This window comes from Streptomyces sp. LN549, from assembly GCF_043203805.1.
In the GTDB taxonomy this organism is placed as follows: Bacteria; Actinomycetota; Actinomycetes; order Streptomycetales; family Streptomycetaceae; genus Streptomyces.
The window spans coordinates 230,809-252,683 of record NZ_JAZHRI010000002.1 but is presented as its reverse complement, the minus strand read 5'-3'; the positions used below and the strand labels follow the sequence as shown (position 1 = coordinate 252,683).

General features: G+C 70.5%; 19 protein-coding genes. 9 read left to right on the top strand and 10 right to left on the bottom strand.

What is annotated here, in order from left to right; translation table 11 throughout:
- Positions 1-44 precede the first annotated feature (44 nt).
- Positions 45-2,159 carry an MMPL family transporter gene (locus tag SH922_RS01215; protein ID WP_393053524.1) on the top strand — a complete coding sequence of 705 codons (2,115 nt, stop codon included), beginning with the start codon at positions 45-47 and terminating at the stop codon, positions 2,157-2,159.
- A gap of 81 nt (positions 2,160-2,240) precedes the next feature.
- Here SH922_RS01215 and SH922_RS01210 read toward each other — a convergent pair whose 3' ends face one another.
- On the bottom strand, positions 2,241-2,816 hold the full coding sequence (locus SH922_RS01210; RefSeq protein ID WP_393053521.1) for a TerD family protein: 576 nt from the start codon (positions 2,814-2,816) through the stop codon (positions 2,241-2,243).
- 100 nt (positions 2,817-2,916) lie between these two features.
- A complete protein-coding gene (gene tatA / locus SH922_RS01205) occupies positions 2,917-3,123 on the bottom strand; it encodes a Sec-independent protein translocase subunit TatA (RefSeq protein ID WP_393053518.1) in 207 nt (68 codons plus the stop codon).
- A gap of 194 nt (positions 3,124-3,317) precedes the next feature.
- On the opposite strand from tatA, the gene SH922_RS01200 reads away from it, so the two are divergent.
- Positions 3,318-4,805: an LCP family protein gene (locus tag SH922_RS01200; protein ID WP_393053516.1), complete on the top strand. Its 1,488-nt coding sequence runs from the start codon at positions 3,318-3,320 to the stop codon at positions 4,803-4,805.
- 16 nt (positions 4,806-4,821) lie between these two features.
- On the opposite strand, the gene SH922_RS01195 is transcribed toward SH922_RS01200, so the two are convergent.
- The 4 genes from SH922_RS01195 to SH922_RS01180 all read right to left on the bottom strand — a co-directional run bounded on the left by SH922_RS01195 (position 4,822) and on the right by SH922_RS01180 (position 8,753).
- On the bottom strand, positions 4,822-5,355 hold the full coding sequence (locus tag SH922_RS01195) for a GNAT family N-acetyltransferase (RefSeq protein ID WP_393053513.1): 534 nt from the start codon (positions 5,353-5,355) through the stop codon (positions 4,822-4,824).
- Entirely contained in the window at positions 5,352-8,057 is a 2,706-nt protein-coding gene (gene mgtA / locus SH922_RS01190) for a magnesium-translocating P-type ATPase (RefSeq protein ID WP_393053510.1), read from the bottom strand. Before mgtA ends, SH922_RS01195 begins: the two co-directional genes overlap by 4 nt.
- Positions 8,050-8,415 (bottom strand): ArsR/SmtB family transcription factor, encoded by a 366-nt coding sequence (locus SH922_RS01185; protein ID WP_393053507.1) that lies wholly within the window; start codon positions 8,413-8,415, stop codon positions 8,050-8,052. Before SH922_RS01185 ends, mgtA begins: the two co-directional genes overlap by 8 nt.
- A 98-nt stretch (positions 8,416-8,513) precedes the next feature.
- Positions 8,514-8,753 (bottom strand): hypothetical protein, encoded by a 240-nt coding sequence (locus SH922_RS01180; RefSeq protein ID WP_393053504.1) that lies wholly within the window; start codon positions 8,751-8,753, stop codon positions 8,514-8,516.
- Positions 8,754-8,861: 108 nt separating this feature from the next.
- Here SH922_RS01180 and SH922_RS01175 point away from each other — a divergent pair, with 108 nt between their 5' ends.
- From SH922_RS01175 to SH922_RS01150, 6 genes are all read left to right on the top strand, one after another.
- A complete protein-coding gene (locus tag SH922_RS01175) occupies positions 8,862-9,071 on the top strand; it encodes a hypothetical protein (RefSeq protein ID WP_393053501.1) in 210 nt (69 codons plus the stop codon).
- A gap of 317 nt (positions 9,072-9,388) precedes the next feature.
- A complete protein-coding gene (locus SH922_RS01170) occupies positions 9,389-10,012 on the top strand; it encodes an ATP/GTP-binding protein (RefSeq protein WP_393053498.1) in 624 nt (207 codons plus the stop codon).
- A gap of 119 nt (positions 10,013-10,131) precedes the next feature.
- The gene (locus SH922_RS01165) at positions 10,132-10,545 is read left to right on the top strand and encodes a roadblock/LC7 domain-containing protein (RefSeq protein ID WP_393053495.1); all 414 of its coding nucleotides are present in this window, start codon (positions 10,132-10,134) and stop codon (positions 10,543-10,545) included.
- Between the two features lie 116 nt (positions 10,546-10,661).
- The gene (locus SH922_RS01160; RefSeq protein WP_393053492.1) at positions 10,662-11,837 is read left to right on the top strand and encodes a DUF6397 family protein; all 1,176 of its coding nucleotides are present in this window, start codon (positions 10,662-10,664) and stop codon (positions 11,835-11,837) included.
- Positions 11,812-12,300, top strand: a complete 489-nt coding sequence (locus SH922_RS01155) for a GNAT family N-acetyltransferase (RefSeq protein WP_393053491.1) — start codon at positions 11,812-11,814, stop codon at positions 12,298-12,300. Before SH922_RS01160 ends, SH922_RS01155 begins: the two co-directional genes overlap by 26 nt.
- A gap of 248 nt (positions 12,301-12,548) precedes the next feature.
- On the top strand, positions 12,549-13,175 hold the full coding sequence (locus SH922_RS01150) for an LAETG motif-containing sortase-dependent surface protein (protein ID WP_393053488.1): 627 nt from the start codon (positions 12,549-12,551) through the stop codon (positions 13,173-13,175).
- 103 nt (positions 13,176-13,278) lie between these two features.
- Here the strand turns inward: SH922_RS01150 and SH922_RS01145 are convergent, their stop codons facing one another.
- Entirely contained in the window at positions 13,279-15,498 is a 2,220-nt protein-coding gene (locus tag SH922_RS01145; protein ID WP_393053486.1) for a SpoIIE family protein phosphatase, read from the bottom strand.
- 221 nt (positions 15,499-15,719) lie between these two features.
- Here SH922_RS01145 and SH922_RS01140 point away from each other — a divergent pair, with 221 nt between their 5' ends.
- Complete coding sequence (locus SH922_RS01140) at positions 15,720-16,805, top strand: enoyl-CoA hydratase/isomerase family protein (protein WP_393053483.1); 1,086 nt, start codon at positions 15,720-15,722, stop codon at positions 16,803-16,805.
- A 157-nt stretch (positions 16,806-16,962) separates the two neighbouring features.
- Here SH922_RS01140 and SH922_RS01135 read toward each other — a convergent pair whose 3' ends face one another.
- The 3 genes from SH922_RS01135 to rhaI all read right to left on the bottom strand — a co-directional run bounded on the left by SH922_RS01135 (position 16,963) and on the right by rhaI (position 21,796).
- On the bottom strand, positions 16,963-18,489 hold the full coding sequence (locus tag SH922_RS01135) for a rhamnulokinase family protein (protein ID WP_393063430.1): 1,527 nt from the start codon (positions 18,487-18,489) through the stop codon (positions 16,963-16,965).
- A 31-nt stretch (positions 18,490-18,520) separates the two neighbouring features.
- Positions 18,521-20,566 carry a bifunctional aldolase/short-chain dehydrogenase gene (locus SH922_RS01130; protein WP_393053482.1) on the bottom strand — a complete coding sequence of 682 codons (2,046 nt, stop codon included), beginning with the start codon at positions 20,564-20,566 and terminating at the stop codon, positions 18,521-18,523.
- A 63-nt stretch (positions 20,567-20,629) separates the two neighbouring features.
- On the bottom strand, positions 20,630-21,796 hold the full coding sequence (rhaI, locus tag SH922_RS01125) for an L-rhamnose isomerase (RefSeq protein WP_393053479.1): 1,167 nt from the start codon (positions 21,794-21,796) through the stop codon (positions 20,630-20,632).
- Positions 21,797-21,875 lie beyond the last annotated feature (79 nt).

Genomic DNA, 21,875 nt, shown 5'->3' with positions numbered 1-21,875 from the left:
AATGGCCGAGAAGTATCTGTCGTGCGTCGACCCATGGGGAAGCAATGAAGCCCGCACCGCGGCACCGCATCGTCCGATGGCTGGTGCCCGTAGCCCTGCTCGTCGTCTGGCTCGGCATCGGAGGGACGCTGGGTCCCTACGCCGGAAAGCTCGGCGAGGTGGCCACCAACGATCAGGCGGCCTTCCTGCCGCGCAGCGCCGAGTCGACCAAGGTGTCCGAGGCGCAGAAGGCGTTCCAGAAGTCGGGGACTGTACCCGCGATCGTCGTGTGGACCGGCGGGGCGAGCGGGATCCCCGCCGACGGGCAGGAGGCCGCCACCCGGGCGCTCGCCTCCCTGGCCGGCCAACCCGGTGTGGTCGGCGCGCCGTCGGCCGCGAGGCCCTCCGCGGACGGTGAGGCGCTCTCCGGCGTCGTGCAACTGCGCTCGGATCTGGGTGACGCGCTGCCGGACACCCTCGACCGGGTACGCGCCGCGGCCGGTTCCGTGCCGGGTACGAAGGCGGAGATCGCCGGGCCCGCCGCCAGTCAGGCAGACCTCAAGGACGCGTTCGCGGGGATCGACGGGCTCCTCCTGGGTGTGGCGCTGGCCGCCGTGCTGGTGATCCTCCTGCTCGTCTACCGCAGCCTGCTGCTGCCCTTCCTGATCATCCTCAGCTCCGTTCTCGCCCTCGGCCTCGCCTGCGCCGTCGTGTACGTCCTCGCGGACCAGGACGTCGTCCGCGTGGACGGGCAGGTCCAGGGCATCCTGTCCATTCTCGTGATCGGGGCGGCCACCGACTACGCCCTGCTCCTCACCGCCCGCTTCCGGGAGGAACTCGCCCGGCACGGCGACCGGACGGCGGCAGCCCTCGCCGCGCTCCGCCGCTCCTTCGGCGCGATCACCGCCAGCGCCGCCACCGTGGCACTGGGTCTCCTCGCCCTGCTGCTCAGCGATCTGACGAACAACCGGGCCCTGGGGCCGGTGGGAGCCATCGGCATCGTCTGCGCGGTGCTCAGCACGCTGACGTTCCTTCCCGCGGTGCTGGTCCTGTGCGGCCGGGCCGCCTACTGGCCGGCCGGGCCGCGTCCGGCGGACGCGGAGTCGGGCGGGCGCGGCATCTGGCGCCGGGTCGCCACTCGCGTCGACCGGTCCCCGCGCAGGGTGTGGGTCTCCACGACCCTGGTCCTCGTCGCCTGCGCGGCGTTCGCACCCACACTCAAGTCGCAGGGCGTGCCCCTGGACGAGATCTTCGTGAACGATGCCCCGTCCGTCTCGGCCCAGGCCACGCTGGGCAGACATTTCCCCGGCGGCTCCGGCAATCCCGCCGTGGTCGTCGCGGCGGCCGACCGCGTCGACGAGGTGACCGCCGCGGCCGCGGGAACCCGGGGTGTCGCCGCCGCGGCACCCGTCACCGCTTCCGGCGCCCCGGGCGGGGGGCCGCCCCTGGTGGTCGACGGCCGGGTACGCATCGACGCGACCCTGGACGATGCCGCGGACAGCGACGCGGCCAAGGCGACCGTGCAGCGTCTGCGTACCGCCGTGCACGGCGTCGGGGGAGCCGAGGCGCTCGTCGGGGGCTACACGGCGCAGCAGTACGACACGCAGCAGACCGCCGAGCGCGACCGCGGCATCATCGTGCCGGTGGTGCTCGTGATCATTCTGCTGATCCTGATGGGGTTGCTGCGGTCGGTGCTGGTCCCCGTCCTGCTGGTGGCCACGGTGGGCCTCAACTTCCTCGCGACCCTCGGGGTCTCGTCGCTGGTCTTCAAACACGTCCTGGGATTCAGCGGCACGGACGCGTCCGTGCCGCTGTACGGATTCGTCTTCCTGGTGGCCCTCGGCGTCGACTACAACATCTTCCTGATGTCCCGCGTCCGGGAGGAGGCGCTGGAGCACGGGGCCCGGCAGGGAGTGCTGAGGGGGCTGGTCAGCACGGGCGGGGTCATCACGTCGGCCGGAGTGGTGCTGGCCGCCACCTTCGCGGCGCTCATCGTGATTCCCCTGGCGTTCCTCGCTCAGATCGCGTTCATCGTGGCCTTCGGCGTGCTGCTGGACACGCTGGTGGTCCGTTCGCTCCTGGCCCCCGCCCTGGTCGTGGACATCGGCCCCAGGGCCTGGTGGCCGAGCAGGATCAGCCGGATCCCGGCCGGAGCGGGGCAGGGCGGCGAAGGCGGGTGACGCGGCCGGGCCCCGGTCCGCCTCCGGAAGTCCGGGGCGGGGCCGGGGCCCGGGAGTGCTGCGAGATGTCGTGCCGGACGGTCACACGTTGACGCCGTAGTCCGACGCGATTCCGGCCAGTCCGGAGGCGTAACCCTGGCCCACTGCGCGGAACTTCCACTCCGCACCGTGCCGGTACAGCTCGCCGAACACCATCGCGGTCTCCGTCGAGGCGTCCTCGCTGAGGTCGTAGCGGGCGAGCTCCACGCCGTTGGCCCGGTTCACCACGCGGATGAACGCGTTGCGCACCTGGCCGAAACTCTGCCCACGGCTCTGCGCGTCATGGATGGAGACCGGGAAGACGATCTTGGCGACATCCGCGGGGACGCCCGCCAGGTCCACGTTGATGGACTCGTCGTCGCCCTCGCCCTCGCCGGTCAGGTTGTCACCGGTGTGCTGGACGGAACCGTCCGGGCTGTTGAGGTTGTTGTAGAAGACGAAGTGCTGGTCCGAGAGCACCTTGCCGGCGTCCGAGCACAGCAGCGCGCTGGCGTCGAGGTCGTGATCGGCGCCCGTCGTCGTCCGTACGTCCCAGCCCAGGCCCACCGTCACCGCGGTCAGGCCGGGTGCCTCCTTCGACAAGGAGACGTTGCCACCCTTGGCCAGGGTCACACCCATGAGCTTCCTCCAATGATCCGGTGATCCGTTGATCGGCGTTCCTTCGGCCGCCACCGAAGAGGACGGCGGCCCTTCCCCCATGGTTCCCTGATTGCGCAAGTCATGAAGTGGTGGCGTGGTCGCGGGAGTCGCTGCCGGCCACCTGCGGTGGTGCGTCCTCCTTCATGGCCTTGGCCTCACTCTTCAGGATTCGCATGGATTTGCCCAGAGCGCGGGCGGTGTCCGGCAGTTTCTTCGAACTGAACAGCACGAGCACGACGATCGCCACGATCAACAGGTGCCATGGTTCGAGGCCGTTGCGCAGCATGTGCGGTACGCCCTTTCCTGAGACGTCTTCCGGTCAATGTTTCCAGCAGGCGTTATTGGACAGGGGATCGGACCGACGATGGACGGGGCCGTTGATCCACGCGGACACCAACACTTGCTACATTGCGCAACTGTACAACCATGTGAGGCCGGTGCCGGTCCTCCTCCATGGCAGCCGGACGAACGGGGTGGTCGATGACGGGCAGTCACAAGGGGGCAGCCGGCAACAGCAGGGGAGGCCGCCTGCGGCGGACGGCTCTGATCGGGCTGTCCTTCCTCGTCCTGCTGGTCGCCGGAGTCGGCTGGGGCTACCTCAAACTCACCGGCAGCATCGATACGTTCAGTGCCGACGGGATCTCCGGTGACCGGCCGCCCGACACATCCGCAGGGCAGAACGTTCTCGTCATCGGGTCGGACTCCCGGTCGGGCGACAACAGCGGACTCGGCGGCGGCACGGGTACGGTCGGCCGTTCCGACACCGCGTTCCTGCTGCACGTCTACGCCGACCACAGACACGCCGTGGCCGTCTCCATCCCCCGTGACTCGCTGGTCGACATTCCGGCCTGCAAGAAGCCCGACGGCGACTGGACGACCCCTCAGCACCACGTCATGTTCAACGGGGCGTTCTCCGTGGGGGAGACCGCCGAGGGCAACCCGGCCTGCACCCAGAACACCGTCGAGCACCTCACCGGTCTGCGCGTCGACCACACGGTCGTGGTCGACTTCGCCGGCTTCTCCGCGCTGACCTCGGCAGTCGGCGGAGTGCCCGTGTGCCTTCCGCAGGACATCTACCAGCGGGACCTGAACCCCAAGCGCCCCACCCGCGGCGAACTGGTCTTCGGCAAGGGGCCCCAGACGGTCTCCGGACAGCGTGCACTGGACTACGTACGGATCCGGCACGGCATCGGCGACGGCTCCGACATAGGCCGGATCAAGAGGCAACAGGCGTTCGTCGGCTCCCTCGTCAAGAAGGTGAAGTCCCGTGGCCTGAACCCCACCACCCTGTTGCCGCTGGCCAACGCGGCGACCGACGCGATGACCGTCGACCCCGGCCTCGGCTCGGCCGACAAACTCCTGTCGTTCGCCATGTCGATGAAGAACATCGATCTCCACAACACCAAGTTCGTCACTGTTCCCTGGCGTTACGAGGGAGCCCGCGTCGCCATCGTGGAACCGGAGGCCGACGCGCTGTGGGCGGCGCTGAAGGCCGACCGCACGATCGACGGCCAGGACGCCGCGGGCACGTCCGAGGCAAAGCGCTCCACGCCCGCACCCGGCGCGTCACCCTCACTCACGGGTCCCGTCTCGGGCGAGGGCATCGACGTGGCCGTCTACAACGGCACCACGGTGACCGGGCTCGCTGCCCGGGCCGCCGAACTCCTGCGTACACACGGGTTCACCGTCACCGGCACGGCCACCGCGAACTCCCAGGACCAGGCACGGACCGTCGTCACCTACGGCCCCGGCCTGCAGGGCGCGGCGGGGACCACGGCCCGGCTGTTCGGGGGCGCGCGGACCACGGAGTCCGGTCAGCCCGGGATCCAGGTGATCGTGGGCAGCGACTTCGCCGCGAACCCCTCGGCCGCCCCCGTGTCACCGAAGCCCGACACCGTGCCGTCCACCGTCGCCGACGAGGCGCGCTCCGCCGACGACGACCCGTGCAGTGACCTTTCCTACGGCTGAGACCGGCGTGGACGGCTCAGCGCTGTGGCAGGGCCGTCCGCAGCTGCAACGAAGGGTGGCGGGGCGGCGCGAACCCGAACGACTCGTACAACCCGGCCCCGTCCCCCGTGGCGTTGAGATTGACGACCGTCACCCGCGTCTCCTGGTGGAACCAGGCGAGCAGTGCCTCGACGCAGGCGCGGGCATGCCCGCGCCTGCGCCGCCGCGGATCCGTGGCCACATTGGACACGTGCCCGTGCAGCCCGCTCGGATTGGCCGGACTCGGCGCATGCGCGTCGCACGCCCCCACCGCGCACGCCACCACGCCCAGTTCCGCATCCTCGACGAGGAATGCGGCGAACTCGTCGGTCAGGGGCATCCGGTCGGTGAACCATCGCGCCGCGTCCGCGCGCCAGGGAGCGCGGTCGTCCCCGACGTCCATCCCCATGTCGGCGAGCATCAGGGCCCGCATGCGCACCAGCTCGCCGACATCGGCGAGCGTGGCCCGGCGCACCCGCACCGGGCTGCCGTCGGCGGATCCGGCGGCGGTGCGGCCCGTACTCACCGTCATGAGCTCCTCCGGTTCCGTTCGTAGCGCTTGCGCGCCCATCCGAGACCACATGCGTACAACGCGAGGACGGTGGCGAGCAACAGGAAATAGACCGGAGGCAGGGCGCCCATCCCCAGCAGCGGCCCGAGCGCGGTGAGCGGCAGGAGCACACCGACGGCCGCCAGACCGGCCGCCGCTGCCCGCAGGGGCCCGCCGCCGCGCCGTTGCGCGGTTCGCCGGCCGGTGCGCAGGAGCAGCATCACCAGGGCCTGTGTGAGGAGGTTCTCGGTGAACCAACCGGCGTGGAAGGCTGCCTGGCCGTCCGTCGCCGAACCGTGCAGGGCCAGGGCGAGCACGCCGAAGGTGGCCAGGTCGGCGGCGGCGTTCAGCAGCCCGAAGGCCGTGATGAAGCGGAGGAAGTCCCGGGGGCGCAGCACCGTCGGACGGCTCAGGACCGAGGGTGCGGGCCGGTCGAAGGCGAACGCGAGCTGTGCCGCGTCGAAGCACAGGTTCTGGACCAGTACCTGCGCCGGCAGCATGGGGAGGAAGGGCAGCAGCAGACCGGCGGCGAGCATCGCGATGACATTGCCGAGGTTCGACGAGAGTGTGATGCGCAGGTACGTGGCGATGGTGCCGCTGCTGCGGCGGCCCGCTGTGATCGCGTGATCGATGGCGCCGAGGTCCTTCTCGGCGAGAACGACGTCGGAGGCTTCCCGTGCCACATCCACCGCGTTGCGCGGGCAGATGCCCACATCAGCTGCGTAGAGGGCCGGCAGGTCGTTGACACCGTCGCCGAGGAACCCGACGGTGTGCCCCGAGGAACGCAGCGCGTCGACGATCCTGGCCTTGTGCGCAGGGGTGCAGCGCGCGAAGACCATCGCCCGTCCGGCCGCGCCGGCGAGCTCTTCGTCGCACAGACCGTCGATCTCCCCGGCGGACAGGACCTGCCCCGGGTCGAGGCCGAGATCCCGGCAGGCACGGGCCGCGGTGCCCGGGTGGTCGCCGGTCAGGACCTTCACCGCGACACCCCGGCGGGCCAGTACGTCAAGGGCGTCGGCGGCGCTCGGAGTGAGCGCGTCGCGCAGCGCGACGAACCCGAGAAAGGTCAGCCCGCGCTCGTCGGCCGGCGTGTACGGACCGAGCCGGGCAGGCCGCTCGGTGCGGGCGACGGCGAGCAGCCGCAGACCGTCCGCGGCCTCGCGCGCCGCCAGCGCACCCAGACGGTTCCGTTCGGCCGGGTCCAGATCGCAACGCTCCAGGACGGCCTCCACCGCGCCCTTCGTCACCAGGACGTGGGTTGCGAACCGGCCGGGAGGACGGACGACCGCCGTGGAGAGACGACGTACTGGATCGAACGGCAGCGCGGCCACCGCGTCGTACTCCTCGACAGGCAGGAGCGCCACCGCATCCGGCCCGGCCTGTTGGTCCCAGGCGTCCAGCACGGCCTCGTCGAGGGCGTCCGGCGCCGGCAGTTCGGCGAGCTGCAGCGTCCACAGCGCATTGACGGCCGCCCAGTGCAGCACGAGGGGATCGGGCTCTTCCGTGGGACCGACCGTCCGGTCAAGGACCGGGCGGTCCTGGGTGAGGGTGCCGGTCTTGTCCAGACAGAGCACATCGATCGCGCCCAGGTCGTGCAGCGCGGGCAGCCGTCTCACGATCACCGCATGGTCGCCGGCGAGCAGCGAGGCGCCCCGGGCGAGCACCGTGGTGACGATGACCGGCAGCATCTCGGGCGTCAGCCCTACCGCGACCGCGACAGCGAACGGCAAGGTCTCCAGACCGCGTCCGCGCAGCGCGGCGTTGGCCATCAGGACCAGCGGCGGAGTGATGAGCATGAACCGGATCAGTGTCCAGGAGATACCCCGCACGGAGCGGTCGAACGCACTCGCACCACGGCGGCGCGCCGACCGGTCGTATGCGGCGGCGAACCGGGTGCCGCCACCGGTCGCCACCACCACCGCCGTACCGCTGCCCGACGCCACACTGCTGCCCTGGAAACACAACTGACGCTGCGCGAACAGGTCGTCCCCGGTGTCGGGCGCGCCTGGCGGCCCGGTCCCGGCCGCACACCGGGCCTGTGCGTCGACGGGCTGCTTCACGACCGGCGCGGACTCCCCGGTGAGGGCCGACTGGTGCACGGTCAGGCCGCTCGCCCGCAGCAGGTGCACGTCGGCGGGGACGAGATCGCCCGGGGCCAGCCGGATCACATCACCCGGCACGAGTTCCCCGACCGGCAGTTCGCGGGCCTGCGCCACCGCGTCGGAGCCGTGGCGGCGCAGCACCGTCGCGGTCGTCGCCACCAGCTCGTGCAGCGCGGCCGTTGCCCGGTCGGCCCGGTGTTCCTCCGTGGAACGCAGCAGACAGCTGACGATCACGAGCGCCGAGGTGACGGCAGCTGTGCCCCATGCGCTCACCAGGGCCGAGACCAGCCCCAGGCAGAGCAGTACCGAAGTGAAGGGGTCCCGCAGGGTCCGCAGGAACCGCCGCGGCCAGGGGACCGGGCGCCGGGCAGGGAGGGTGTTCTCGCCGAACCGTGTCAGCCGCTTCTGCGCTTCCCGTTCCAGGAGTCCCCGAGGCCCGCTGTCCAGCGAGCGGAGCACCTGGAGCGAAGTCGGTGGGGTGGGCCGCCGTGCGGCAGCGGAAGCGGCGCCGGGCAAGGGTACGGCCACGGACGACGGCTCGCCGGTCTGCCCGGATCCCGCAGCGGCAGCCTTCTCAGGCACCGAGTTCACGGAGATGCACGGGGTGCGAGGCCTGGTGCCCGGACCGCTCCGCGAGCTGGCCGACCATCAACCGCACCACCGTCACGACAATGGGGTCATCGACCAGGTACACCTGGCGGCGGCCCTCGCGTCGGGAGCGGACGAGACCGGCGAGCTTCAGCTTCGTCAGATGCTGGCTGACCGAGGGGAGCGTGCCGCCGACCCGCTCAGCCAGACCGGTCACATCGCTCTCGCCCTGGTCCAGAGCCCAGATGATGTGCAGCCGGGCCGGGGTGGCCAGGAGACCGAAGGCGGCAGCTGCCTGGGCCAGCACATCCGCGGGCGGATCCTGGAAACCGCCGCCGGCACCTGTCGACACTTCTGCTCTCCTGTCCGCGTGGGCCGACTCCTCGCACCCGAGACGACCAGTGTAGGCGCCGGACACGAAGCCCCCCGGGCCCGCTCGCAGCCGTACGGTCAGCGTGCCGCCGGCAGCGGAACCGGCCGGGTCCATATGTCCGGCGGCACGGTGCGGGTCCGGCGGCCGTCGGGGCCGAGCACCTGCGCGGCGAACTTGTGGCAGTGCGGGACGACTGACGAGTCCGCGATCCTGAGTCCTGGCATCCGCCGCATGAGGGTGGACGCACAGGCCGGCAGGTCTTCGAGCGAGCGCAGCGTGAGGGCGATCGCGAGGCCGTGCGGTCCGGTGATCGACATGAACTCGACCGTCTCGCGCAGGTGGACGATGGGGGAGCCGCCGCGAGGTCCGCCGTCGGAGGCGCTGCTCGCGCTGGCCCTCGTCCAGGCGCCGAGCCCGAAGCGGCCGTGGATGGGCTTGCGACCTCAGGGGAGTGGACTCCGACCGCCCCCGACGCCCAGGCCGACGCGTGGACCCGCTTCGTACTGGCGGAGATCAGCCGGTGGGAGGCCGATCCGTTCCGTGCCCGTCGTTACGCGGCGCAGGCTGTCCGCCTGATGCCCGGTCTCCGCGACGACCGGTCGGCCGCGGTCGCGGGCGAACTCGTCGCGACATAGAGCTCGGCCTCGGAATGCTGGGTGAGGAGCAACTGCGACGGGAGCAGGAACACGGCCGCCAGGGAAGGGCTGCACGTGGTGATCGGCCAAGAATAATCGAATGGCTGACAATCACACTGAAATTCGTACCGTTCCAGGCGTAGAGCGGCCCGAAACAGTCACATCCCCAAAAATGCGATCGCACCCCACGAGGCAGGGGCTGATTTGCCATGCTGTCGCCGTACGCCTGCCGCTGATTCACTGAATCCGAGACCACTCAAGATGGCTCTGACCTGCGCAGTCGGCGTCTTGAGGCTCACTGGTGAGAGAAGTGATCGATGTCGACCGAGCACGCTGACAGCACCCGGGACGAGACCGCCGGGGCCGCCCCGACCGAAGCCCTGGCCCTGAAGATCCTGGTCGCGGGCGGGTTCGGGGTCGGCAAGACGACGCTCGTCGGCGCGGTGAGCGAGATCAGGCCCCTGCGTACGGAAGAACTCCTCAGTGAGGCCGGACAGTCGGTGGACGACACCGACGGCGTCGCCCAGAAGACCACCACCACCGTGGCCATGGACTTCGGACGCATCACCATCAGATCCGGACTCTCCCTGTACCTGTTCGGCACCCCGGGGCAGGACAGGTTCTGGTTCCTCTGGGACGAGCTCTCCCAAGGTGCACTCGGCGCGGTCGTCCTGGCGGACACCCGGCGGCTGGAGGACTGCTTCCCGGCAGTCGACTACTTCGAGCACCGTCGCATCCCCTTCGTCGTCGCTGTCAACTGCTTCGCGGGGGTGCGTTCGTACGGCGAACGGGACGTGTCGCGCGCCCTCGACCTCGATCCCGGAACGCCCGTGGTGCTGTGCGACGCGAGAGACCGGGATTCCGGCAAGGAGGTCCTGATTCGGATGGTCGAGTACGCGGGCCGGATGCACACTGCACGGCTCCTCGACTCGGTGGGCTGAGCCGCCATGGCCTGATCCCGCCGCGCTGTTGCGCAGCTGGGCGCTTGCCCGTACGTGACCGGTGCGTAAGGCTTGCGCACAAGTGGGGCACGGGGAACGTATGAGCGGGGAGGAACAGAATGGCGCTGGACAGGGGACTCGACTGGCTGCTTGACGATCTCACCAGCCGGGTGGAGCACATACGGCACGCCCTGGTGCTGTCGAACGACGGCCTGGTGACGGGAGCGAGCACGGGGCTTGCACGTGAGGACGCGGAACACCTGGCCGCCGTCTCGTCGGGACTGCACAGCCTCGCCCGTGGCTCGGGACGGCACTTCCGTGCCGGAAAGGCCCGGCAGACGATGGTGGAGTTCGACGAGGCATTGCTCTTCGTGACGGCCGCCGGAGACGGTAGCTGCCTGTGTGTGCTGAGCGAGGCCGAGGCCGACGTGGGTCAGGTGGCGTACGAGATGACGCTGCTGGTCAACAGAGTCGGGGAGCATCTCGGAGTGGCCGCACGGCAGGACGGGGGCATGGGGGTCAAGCGGGTCTGACGGCCCGGTCGGTGCTGCCGCCCGGCCCTGGAGTTATCCACAGGGCGGGCGGCAGTTGCCTTTCCAGGGCTACCGTGGTCACGGAGAGTATCCGAGTCTCACGGGGGAGAATCATCATGCCGATGACGGAAGCGGTGCGCGATGACGGCGCTCGCATGGTCACCGTAAGCAGGGCCGCCGCGGAACTGGAGCTGAAGCGCGGAGAGTTCGGCCTGGCGGTGCACCTCGGCATCGTCCGGGTGGACGTGCCGCAAGCAGGCGGGCGGGCCAGGGTCTGTCCGGAGGAGATCGACCGCCTCAAGTCGGAGGACGGATTCCCGGAGACGCTGCGGGAGCGGGTGCGCACGGTGGGGACGGCGGAAGGGGCGAGGCTGCTCGGGATCAGTCCGGTCCGCTTCACTCGGCTGGCGCGCGCGGGCTGTGTCACGCCGGTCGCGTTCTACCTCAATCGATACCGTGCCGTGGTGTGGCTCTACCTCGTGCAGGAGCTGGGCGGACTGGCCGCCCGGTCACCCGAGCTTCTGGTGGGCAACAGCCCGTCCTGGATGCGCAGCCGACTGGACGCGGGCACGGACTGCCGGGCGCGCAACTGGCGCTCGCGCCGGATCGAGCGGCTGCTGACCCTTACCGAGGACCCCTGGGCCCGTGCGGCCGTCGTCGCGGAAACACTGGACCCGGTCCAGCTGGGCGAGGTGGTCGATGATCCGTACGAGCGCTCCTACTTCGGCCGGATCCGGCCCGAACCGGTCTTCGGTCAACGGGGGTCGGCTGCCGGGCGCGAGGCCATGGCCCAGCTGATGCTCGCCGATGAACCGGACGAGATCCTCTGGCGGAGGGTCACCCTCGGGATGGAGCTGGACAGCGCACGCGAACTGCGGCCGGCCCCGCGCCCAGGAGAGGAGCGTTGGCCCGGAGCGGCCGACGAGCCGGACGGAGTGGCTGCGGGCGAATCAGGGGCCTTGGTCGAACCAGCGGTGTCGGTGGCCCCGGTGGCCCCGGTGGCCCCGGTGGGGTCAGTGAGATCGGGGGACACACAGGCCGAACCCGCGGGGCCGCCGGGATCGGGGGACAATGCCGCCGAACGACCGGAGTCGGTCATGCCGGAGCACGGCGGGCAGGGCGGCGCGGGCAGCGGCCGTGGCGGGCCAGGTCTGCTGACCCGGCTCCGCCTACGCAGGACACCTGGGCGCCGACGTCCTCGCCGGACAGGCGGCCGCACGGGGAACCGGCTCGCCACCGCCACCCGGGCCAGGCATTCTTTGCACCATGCTGATCAGGGAAGCAACCGCTGAGGACTGGCCTGTCATCTGGCCCTTCTTCCACGAAATCGTCGCCGCAGGCGAGACGTTCACCTACCCCCTCGATCTCGGAGAGACCGACGCCCTCGACTGGTGGCTCTTGGAGCGCCCGAACCGCACGGTGGTCGCGGTCGACGAAGACGGCAGCGTCCTGGGCACGGCGAAGATGAACAACAACCAGATGGGCAACGGCTCGCACGTTGCCAGTGCCAGCTACATGGTCGATCCCCGGCACTCAGGGAAGGGCGTGGGGCGGGCTCTGTGTGAGTACACGATCGACTGGGCTCGCACGGCCGGGTTCCGCGCCATGCAGTTCAATGCGGTCGTGGAGGGCAACACCGCCGCGGTCGGGCTCTACCGCTCGCTCGGCTTCCAGGTTCTGGGGACCCTGCCGGAGGGCTTCAACCACCCGAAGAAGGGGTTCGTGGGACTGCACATCATGCACCGGCCGCTCTGACGGACCCGGGTGGGGTCGTGGCTGCGGATCGTCCCCATGGACACGGTCCGGCGCCGGACGTTCACTTCGCGCCACGGCCGGGCGGACCGGGCGTCGGCATCAGTGTCCGTGTTGCCCCAAGCAGCGACGAAGTGCGGCTAGTTGTGACGCCGAATGGTATGTGGGGCGGGTGCACACATGGGGGACGGGGGCAGTACTGTGCGCCCCACCGCCATTCGGGCGATGAAACATTTGCGGAGGAAGAATCCATGACCATACCCAGGAGATCGTGGCGTGCTGCGGGAACCCTCGCCGCCGCTGCGGTTGTCGGCCTGACCGGTGCGGTTCTCACCGCCGGTCCGGCCGCAGCTCACACCCCCACCTGGGACGTGACCTGTACTGAAGTGAACCTGCACCTGACCGCGTACAACGACAACGTCACCAACCAGGTGACCGTCACCGTCGACGGAAAGGACCTCCTGCCGACGGAGACCTTCGGCAGGGGGATCGACAAGACGCTCACCCTGCCCGAGCACGACAAGGCGCTGACGGTCCGTCTGGTCGTCAAGGCAGGCGACGGCGACCAGTACTCGCGCGACGAGAGCAAGCAGGCGCCGGTGTGCGAGGAGAAGCCGCCGACGCCCACGCCTACGCCGACCGAGACGAAGCCGTCCGAGACGCCCACCACGGCGACGCCCACGCCGACCGCCACTCCCAGTGAGACCGCTTCGTCGTCTGCGCCTGCCGCAGCCACGCCGAGCCCCAGCTCGCCGGATCTGGCCGAGACCGGTTCGTCGTCCGCCACGCCGATCATCGGTGGTGCGGCTGTTGCCGTGCTGCTGGCCGGTGGCGGCATCATGTGGTCCGTGCGCAAGCGTCGCACCGCCCAGCACTGACGCAGTCCGGTCGCCCGGGCGCGCACTCAGCGCGCCCGGGTTCCGGCCGAGGGGCGTGCCGTGTCCTGCGGGACGAGACGGCACGCCCCTCGCTGCTGTCCGCTCAGCGCTTCCCGCCCGCGGAGCCGGCACGGTCCGTGGAGTCATCGCCGGGACGGTCCGAGCCGGCTGGGCCGGCGGGCTCTGCGGGTTCTGCGGCGTTCCTGCGGACCGCGGCGGACTCGGGCGGCGCCGCCGCCGGACCGATCTCGCACCAGACGGCCTTGCCCTCGCCGCGGGGCTCGATGCCCCAGCGGGTGGCGACGGCGTCCAGGAGCAGCAGCCCCCGGCCCGAGGTCGCGGTCTCACCGGGTGTGCGGCGCCGGGGCCATGCGCTGGAGCGGTCCTGCACCGACAGCCGGACCCGTCGCACCGGTTCCGGAAGCACCTCCAGGGTGAGTACGGCGCCGCCCTCCGTGTGCAGGAGCACGTTCACCAGCAGTTCACCGGTCACCAGCTCGGCGTCGTCCGCGAGTTCGGCCATGTCCCAGTCGGTGAGGGCCTGACGCACGATCGTCCGCGCGTCGGAGAGCCCCTCGGGATCGGCCTGGTGGATGTACTGATGCAGCCGGGGTGCCCGTGGTGACCCCGGGTCGGGGCTGCGCCGAAGCACCAGCAACGCGACGTCGTCGCCCGAGCCCCAGCGCTCCCACAGCCGGTCCGACAGATGATCCGCCAGCGCCTCGGCAGCCGCCGGCCCCGCGCTGACCTCGTTGATGAGCGTGCGCACCCCTGCGTCGATGTCGGCGCCCGGCTCCTCCACCAGTCCGTCGGTGTACAGGACAAGTGTCTCGCCCGGCACCAGATCCAGCCGGGTCTCCGGGAACTCCTCGTCGCCGAAGTCGGTGGCGATACCCAGCGGTATGCCGCCGCGCACCTGCGGCGTGCCGACGCGTCCGTCCATGTGCCGGATCAGCGGACCGAAGTGGCCGGCCCGAACCACCCGCACGGTGCCGGTGCCCAGATCGACCTGGGCGTACGTACAGGTGGCGAACCGGTCCGTGTCCAGCTCGGCGAGGAACCGCGAGGCCCGTGCCAGCACCGTCGAGGGCGGATGACCCTCGGCGGCGTACGCCCGAAGCGCGATGCGCAGCTGGCCCATGATCGCCGCCGCGTGCGTGTCGTGGCCCTGCACGTCACCGACCACGATCCCGAACCGGTCCTTGGGGAGCGCGATCACGTCGTACCAGTCACCGCCGACCTGACGGCCGCTCCACGCCGCGTGGTAGCGGACGGCGATCTCGCCGCCCTCGATGTCCTGGATCCGGCGGGGCAGCATCGCGGACTGGAGCCCTGTGGCGAATTCGCGTTCCTCGTCGAACAGCGTTGCCCGCTGGAGGGACTGGGCGACAATGGCGGCCAGCCCCAGGCACAGGTTGCGTTCGTCGGCCGTGAAGGCCGTGCGTTCGCGGTAGAAGAGGGCCAGGCCGCCGAGGGTGCGGGCCTGGGCGATGAGGGGCAGATAGGCCGCAGCCTGGAACTTGAGCTGTCCCACGAACGGCTCCAGCACCGGATAGCGCCGAGTGAGCGCGCCGAGTGAGCTCACGAACCGTGGTCGTCCGCTGAGGACGGTGTCGGCCAGGGGGAATTTCGGGTCGAGCCGGCCCGAGCCCAGCTCGTCGACGACCTCGAGCGACTCGCCGCTCAGTGCGATGACGTTGAGCGTGGTGTTGTCCAGCAGGCCGAGCGCGAGCCCGTCGGCGCCCAGCCGCGCCAGTCCGCCCGGTCCGGTCAGCGCAGCCGTCACATCGTCCACGGTGACCGCGCGCGACAACGCACTGGTTGTTCGCTCAACTATGTCGGTCTGTCGTTGGCGGCGCTTTTCCAGTTCCAGTACGAAGGCCGAATGGGTGACTTCCGCCGTCGCGTCCCGCACCAGGCCGATCACGCGGTGCGCCCGGCCGTCGGCGCTGCGCAGGATCCGTGCCTGGACGTGGGTCCACTGATCGCTGTCGTCCTCGAGCGGAACCCGGAAATGGATGCTGTAGGAGGAGCTCCCACCCTTGATGGCCTCATCGATGGCCACATCGAGGCGGATGCGTTCCGATGGCTCGAGCCGCTCCATGAGGGACTCGGGCCGTGAGTCGAACACGGCCGGATCCAGGCCGAAGACCAGCAGTCCCGCCTCGTCGATGTCCAGCGTCCGGGCGTCCAGGTCCCACTCGAAACTGCCGGTGCGGTTCATGGCAAGCCGCTCCGCCGTCGCCGTCTCGCTGCTGTGTGTCTTCTCGACCAACAGGCGGGGCGGGACGGGGATGAATGGCGGCCGGTCGTGATCGGTCATTCGTGCTCCGAGGATCGTCCGGCTGGGCTGCCGTACGGCGTGACTCAATTGTCTGGCGGGTTCGGTACGTCTGCCACAGCGGGAACCCCGCCGTACGGCGCTCCGCCCGGAGTTCCCGGGCGCCCCCCTGCCACACCCCCCGGACCGCCGCGCACAATGGGAGGGGAAGATCGTCCGTGACCGGCGGACGGTATGGCACTGGGGCTGACCGGAGCGCACGCATGAACCACGAGGATTCCGTCCTGCTGCACACCGAGGGACGCATCCGCCACGTCACGCTGAACCGGCCGCGCGCCCTGAACGCCCTGAACCACGCCATGGTGCTGCGCATGAGGGAGGCACTCCACGCCGCGGAACACGACGGCTCGGTCGTCGCGGTGCTGCTCACCGGTGCGGGGGAGCGGGGACTGTGCGCGGGCGGCGACATCCGCTCCATCCGCGACGACGCCCTGGCCGGCGGCCGGACCTCACTGGACTTCTGGCGTGACGAGTACCGGCTCAACGCCCGGATCGCCCGCTTTCCCAAGCCGTACGTCGCCCTCATGGACGGCATCGTGATGGGCGGCGGGGTCGGCGTGTCGGCCCACGGGTCGCTCCGTATCGTCACGGAGCGCTCCCGCATCGCCATGCCCGAGACCGGCATCGGATTCGTCCCGGACGTCGGCGGCACCCACCTGCTCGGCGCCGCCCCCGGTGAACTCGGCACCCACCTGGCGCTCACCGGCGACGCGGTCGGCGCGGCCGACGCGCTCGCGTGCGGCCTCGCCGACCACTTCGTACCGTCGGAGGACGTTCCCGCCTTCATCTCAGCGCTCGACACGTGCACCACGCCCGAGGCCGTTGTCGCGACGGCGGAGCGGTTCGCGGGCACCGCACCCGGCGGAGAGCTGACCGGGCACCGCGACTGGATCGACGCCTGCTACGCGGCGGACACGGTCGAGGAGATCATCGAGCGCCTCGACGACTGCGGGGTGCCTGCTGCGAAGCAGGCCACGACGACGATCCTGGCCAAGTCGCCCACGGCACTCAAAGTGACGCTCGCGGCCATCCGCCGCGCGCGCCGTCTCGACAGCCTGGAAGCAGTCCTGGACCAGGAGTTCCGCGTCTCGTCCACCGCTTTCACCCGGCCCGATCTGATCGAGGGGGTGCGCGCCCAGATCGTCGACAAGGACCGGAACCCTCGGTGGAGCCCGGCAGAACTGGCCGAGGTCACCGACGAGGACGTGGCACGCCATTTCGCACCGCTGGGGGACGGCGAACTCGGTCTCGGTCCAGGCGTGGGCCCCGCCACGACGGTGACCGGCTGAGGCCGGTGGGACCCGGTACTGCGCCGACGGGATCGAAGGCCGCGCCGACGGAACCACTGCTGCGCCGAATGCTCCGGACCGCGCCGGGCCACGGCCGGACATCCGTGGACTCCGCCGCGACAGCGGTCGGACGCCCACGGTCCCGGCCGGGGCACGGTCAGACCTTTCCGTCCTTCGGCCCGGGCGTCGCTCCCGCGTCCACGCCACCGGCCGAGGGCCCGAGCCGCGCCTCCGCGCGGTCCCAGGCACGCCGGTCCCCCCGCGGCTCGTAGTGCCGCAGTTCCTGGGTACGGGCGACCAGCCGTCGCAGACCGGCGAGGTCACCCACCAGGCCGTGGGCGCGGGCCTGGAGCAGGATGTTGCCGAGCGCCGTGGCCTCCGCGGGTCCCGCCGTCACCGGAAGGCCGCTCGCGTCGGCCGTCCACTGACACAGCAGTTCGTTGCGCGAACCGCCGCCGACCAGGTGGATCCGTACCGGGTCGCGCCCGGCGAGCTCGGCTGCCCTGCGCAGCGTCCTGCGGTGTGCCAGCGCCAGACTCTCCAGCACACAGCGCACGTACCCGCCTGGCGTCCGCGGCGGCGCCTGCCCCGTCCGCAGCAGATACGCGTCGATCCGGGCCGGCATGTCACCCGGTGCGAGGAACGACGCGTCGTCCGGGTCGATCACCGCGGCGAACGGCTCCGACGCGGCCGCGTCGGCAAGCAGACCCGCCAGTCCGAGGGACAGGCCCGCGCGGTCCCACGCCCTGCGGCACTCCTCCAGCAGCCACATGCCCATGATGTTGCGGAGATAGCGGACCGTGCCGTCCACCCCGCGCTCATTGGTGAAGTTCGCCTCCCGGGACTCCTCGGAGAGCACCGGAGCATCCAGTTCCAGCCCGGCCAGCGACCAGGTGCCGCAGGAGATGTATGCGAACTCCGCTGCCGGGGCCGGGACTGCCGCGACCGCCGACGCCGTGTCGTGCGAGGCGACCGTCGTCACCGGGGTGCCCGTCGGCAGACCGGTGAAATCGGCCACGTGCGGCAGCAGCGTCCCCGCCGGATCGCCGGGCTCACGCAGCGGCGGGAAGAGCGATCGCTCCAGCCCCAACTGCCTGATCAACACATCGGACCAGTCACCGCTGCGTGCGTCGAACAGACCGGTCGTCGACGCGTTCGTGATCTCCGCGCCCACCGATCCGGTCAGCCAGTGCACCAGCAGATCCGGCATGAGCAGCAGCGTCCGAGCCGCCCCCCACTGGGCCGTCGCCCGGTGCGCGAGAAGCTGGAACACAGTGTTGAACGGCAGGTGCTGCAATCCGCTGACCGCATACAGCTCCCGCACACCGCAGCCGTCCGGCAGCCGATCCGACGCCCGGCTGTTGCGCTCGTCCCGGTAGTGGAACGGCAGCCCCAGCAGCGCTCCGTCGGCGTCCAGCAGCCCGTAGTCCACCGCCCAGGTGTCGACGCCCACGGAGGCGACCGGACCCGAGCGCGCGGCAGCCCGAAGCCCGTCCAGCATGCCCTGGTACAGGGCGAGTACGTCCCAGCGCAGACCGTCCGGCAGGCGCACCGGTGTGTTGGCGAACCTGTGCGCCTCGGTCAGTTCGAGCGTTCCCGGCCCGACCCGGCCGGTGATCACCCGGCCGCTGGTCGCGCCGAGATCCACGGCGGCGAAGACGGCTTCGCCGGGTGCGGTGTCGATGGAGTTCACAGCCACGGGGATCGTGTCCGGGTCATCGCAGGAAGGCGGCTGCCACGCCGGCGTCGACCGGAATGTGCAGACCGGTGGTGTGGGTGAGGTCGCCGCCTGTCAGGGCGAACACGGCGTTGGCGACGTGCTCGGGCAGCACCTCGCGCTTGAGCAGCGTCCGCTGGGCGTAGAACTCGCCGAGCTTCTCCTCCTCGATGCCGTACGTCGCCGCCCGCTGGGCGCCCCAGCCCGCGGCGAAGATCCCCGAACCCCGCACCACGCCGTCCGGGTTGATGCCGTTGACGCGGATGCCGTGCTCGCCGAGCTCGGCTGCCAGCAGCCGTACCTGATGGGCCTGGTCGGCCTTGGTCGCCGAGTACGCGATGTTGTTGGGGCCGGCGAACACGGCGTTCTTGGAAGCGATGTAGATGATGTCTCCGCCGAGGTTCTGCGCCTGCATGACCCGGGCGGCCTCGCGCGCCACGAGGAACGAGCCGCGCGCCATGATGTCGTGCTGCAGATCCCAGTCACGCGCCGTGGTCTCCAGCAGAGGCTTCGAGATGGAGATACCCGCGTTGTTCACGACGAGATCCACACCGCCGAACGCGAGCACGGCGGCCCGGAACGCCTCTTCGATCTGCTCCTCGCTCGTGACATCGACGGTAACGGCCACGGCCCGGTCCGGTCCGCCGAGGTCCTCAGCGACCGCGGCCGCGTTCTCGGCGTTCAGGTCCGCCACGACCACGCAGGCACCCTCGGCCACCAGCCGGTGCGCGATGGCGCGCCCGATCCCCGAACCCGCTCCGGTCACCAGCGCGACCCGGGTGGCCAGCGGCTTCGCCTTCGGCATCCGGCGCAGCTTGGCCTCCTCCAGCTCCCAGTACTCGATCCGGAACTTCTCGGACTCCTCGATCGGCGCATAGGTGGAGACGGCCTCGGCGCCACGCATCACATTGATGGCGTTGAGGTAGAACTCCCCGGCGACGCGGGCGGTCTGCTTGTCCTTGCCGAACGAGAACATCCCGACTCCGGGCACCAGCACGATCGCCGGATCCGCGCCGCGCATGGCGGGGGAGCCGGGGACGGCGTGCCGCTCGTAGTACGCGCGATACGCCTCGCGGTACTCACTGTGCAGCGTCCTGAGCCGTTCCACGGCGTCGACGACCGGTGCGTCCGCGGGAAGGTCGAGCACCAGTGGGCTGACCTTCGTACGGAGGAAGTGGTCCGGGCACGAGGTGCCCAGGGCGGCGAGCCGCGGGTGCTCGGCGCGGGACAGGAAGTCCAGCACCGGTTCGGCGTCGGTGAAGTGGCCGACCACGGGGCGGTCGGTGGACGCCAGGCCGCGGATCACCGGCGCGAGCGCCGCCGCCCGCTCCCGGCGCTCCTGCGCGGACAGCGCTGCCCGGCCGGGGAGCACGGCTCCGAACGGCTCCGGCCGGCCGTGCTCCTGGAGGAAGGTCTCGGCCGTACGGATCATCCACAGGGCGTTCTGCTCGCACTCGTCCGACGTCTCGCCCCAGGCGGTGATTCCGTGACCGCCCAGCACGACGCCGACGGCCTGTGGGTTGGCCTCCTTGACGGCGGCGATGTCCAGCCCGAGCTGGAAGCCGGGCCGGCGCCAGCCCACCCAGGCCACCTTGTCACCGAAGCAGTCGGCGGTCAGCTTCTCCCCGTCGGCCGCGCACGCCAGGGCGATCCCCGAATCCGGATGCAGATGGTCGACGTGCGCCGCCTCGACGAGAGCGTGCATGGCGGTGTCGATCGACGGTGCGGCGCCGCCCTTGCCGTGCAGGCAGTAGTCGAAGGCCGCCACCATCTCGTCCTCGCGCTCCACTCCCGGGTACACGTCCTTGAGGGCGCGGACCCGGTCCAGGCGCAGCACGGCGAGGCCCTCCTCCTTGAGGGTGCCGAGGTCACCCCCGGATCCCTTGACCCAGAGGAGTTCGGTCTCGCCACCGGAGACCGGGTCGGTGCCGGCGGCCTTCACAGAGGTGTTGCCGCCTGCGTAGTTGGTGTTGCGGGGATCGGATCCGATCCGGTGCGCGCGCTCCAGGAGCGCGGCGACTTCGGCGTGCGTCGGGGACGTCATGGCAATTCCTTCGGGACGAGAAGTGCGTGGTCGACGGACAGCGGCCTATGGGCGCAACCGGGGTCAGGCGCCCCAGCCGGCCTGGGTGCCCCCGACCCGGGCGGCGGCGATGCGCTCCTGGTTGCCGGAGGCGAGGTAGGCGGCGAACGGGTCGCCTGCCAGCCCCTGTTCCTCCCGCACCTGGGCCAGCAGCGGCCGCACGTCGGTGTTGTAGGCGTCCATCAGCACGGCGTTCGAGGCGAGCACATCACCCGACGTCTGCGCGGCGACGAGCGCGGCGGTGTCGACCAGCAGCGCCTTGGCCGTCGCCTCCTGGACATTGGCGACCGACCGGATCACCGCAGGGATCTTCGCCTCGATGTTGTGGCACTGGTCGAGCATGAAGTTGACGTTGGTCTCTGAGCGGAGACCGCCGTTCTTGACGACCTCGTGCATGATCCGGAAGAGCTGGAAGGGATCGGCGGCCCCGACCATCAGATCGTCGTCCGCGTAGAAGCGGGAGTTGAAGTCGAACGCGCCGAGCCGTCCTTCCCGGAGCAGCAGGGCCACGATGAACTCGATGTTCGTGCCGGGGGCGTGGTGCCCGGTGTCCACGACGACCTGGGCCTTCGGGCCGAGCTTGAGACAGTGTGCGTACGCCGTGCCCCAGTCGGGCACGTCCGTCGTGTAGAAGGCCGGCTCGAAGAGCTTGTACTCCAGCAGCATCCGCTGGTCGTCTCCGAGGCGCTCGTACACCTCTGCCAGTGCTTCGGACAGCCGGTCCTGACGGGCAACGATGTCATCCTGCCCCGGGTAGTTCGTGCCGTCGGAGAACCACAGTTTGAGATCGGGTGACCCTGTTGCGTCCATGACGTCGACGCACTCCAGCAGATGGTCCGTCGCCTTGCGCCGCACAGCCGCGTCGGGGTGGGTGACCGAGCCCAGCTTGTAGTCGTCGTCCTGGAAGACATTGGAGTTGATGGCGCCGATCCGCAGCCCGAGTCCCTCGGCGTGGCGGGTCAGGGCGGCATAGTCCGCGACCCTGTCCCAGGGGATGTGCAACGACACCTTCGGGGCGACGCCGGTGAACGCGTGCACCTGCGCGGCGTCCTCCATCTTCTCGAACGGGTCGCGCGGCACCCCCGGCTGCGCGAACACCTTGAACCGGGTCCCGGAATTGCCGTAGCCCCATGACGGGGTCTCGATCACCTGGGACTTCAGGGCTGCCTTGACGGCCGACACATCAGACATGAACACCTCGTAAGCAGAGTCATCCGACGATCGTGATTGTCAGAATGAAGTGAATCGTTTCATCTGAACGTACGCTAGG

What these genes read in the sequence shown, in the direction of transcription:
- SH922_RS01160 (WP_393053492.1), top strand. Translation starts at nt 10,662, where the DNA reads ATGCCGATGACGGAAGCGGTGCGCGATGACGGCGCTCGCATGGTCACC.
- tatA (WP_393053518.1), bottom strand. Translation starts at nt 3,123, where the DNA reads ATGCTGCGCAACGGCCTCGAACCATGGCACCTGTTGATCGTGGCGATC.
- SH922_RS01145 (WP_393053486.1), bottom strand. Translation starts at nt 15,498, where the DNA reads ATGACCGATCACGACCGGCCGCCATTCATCCCCGTCCCGCCCCGCCTG.
- SH922_RS01180 (WP_393053504.1), bottom strand. Translation starts at nt 8,753, where the DNA reads ATGTCGATCACCGGACCGCACGGCCTCGCGATCGCCCTCACGCTGCGC.
- SH922_RS01215 (WP_393053524.1), top strand. Translation starts at nt 45, where the DNA reads ATGAAGCCCGCACCGCGGCACCGCATCGTCCGATGGCTGGTGCCCGTA.
- SH922_RS01150 (WP_393053488.1), top strand. Translation starts at nt 12,549, where the DNA reads ATGACCATACCCAGGAGATCGTGGCGTGCTGCGGGAACCCTCGCCGCC.
- SH922_RS01165 (WP_393053495.1), top strand. Translation starts at nt 10,132, where the DNA reads ATGGCGCTGGACAGGGGACTCGACTGGCTGCTTGACGATCTCACCAGC.
- SH922_RS01195 (WP_393053513.1), bottom strand. Translation starts at nt 5,355, where the DNA reads ATGACGGTGAGTACGGGCCGCACCGCCGCCGGATCCGCCGACGGCAGC.
- SH922_RS01200 (WP_393053516.1), top strand. Translation starts at nt 3,318, where the DNA reads ATGACGGGCAGTCACAAGGGGGCAGCCGGCAACAGCAGGGGAGGCCGC.
- SH922_RS01170 (WP_393053498.1), top strand. Translation starts at nt 9,389, where the DNA reads ATGTCGACCGAGCACGCTGACAGCACCCGGGACGAGACCGCCGGGGCC.
- SH922_RS01130 (WP_393053482.1), bottom strand. Translation starts at nt 20,566, where the DNA reads ATGACGTCCCCGACGCACGCCGAAGTCGCCGCGCTCCTGGAGCGCGCG.
- SH922_RS01155 (WP_393053491.1), top strand. Translation starts at nt 11,812, where the DNA reads ATGCTGATCAGGGAAGCAACCGCTGAGGACTGGCCTGTCATCTGGCCC.
- SH922_RS01210 (WP_393053521.1), bottom strand. Translation starts at nt 2,816, where the DNA reads ATGGGTGTGACCCTGGCCAAGGGTGGCAACGTCTCCTTGTCGAAGGAG.
- SH922_RS01140 (WP_393053483.1), top strand. Translation starts at nt 15,720, where the DNA reads ATGAACCACGAGGATTCCGTCCTGCTGCACACCGAGGGACGCATCCGC.
- rhaI (WP_393053479.1), bottom strand. Translation starts at nt 21,796, where the DNA reads ATGTCTGATGTGTCGGCCGTCAAGGCAGCCCTGAAGTCCCAGGTGATC.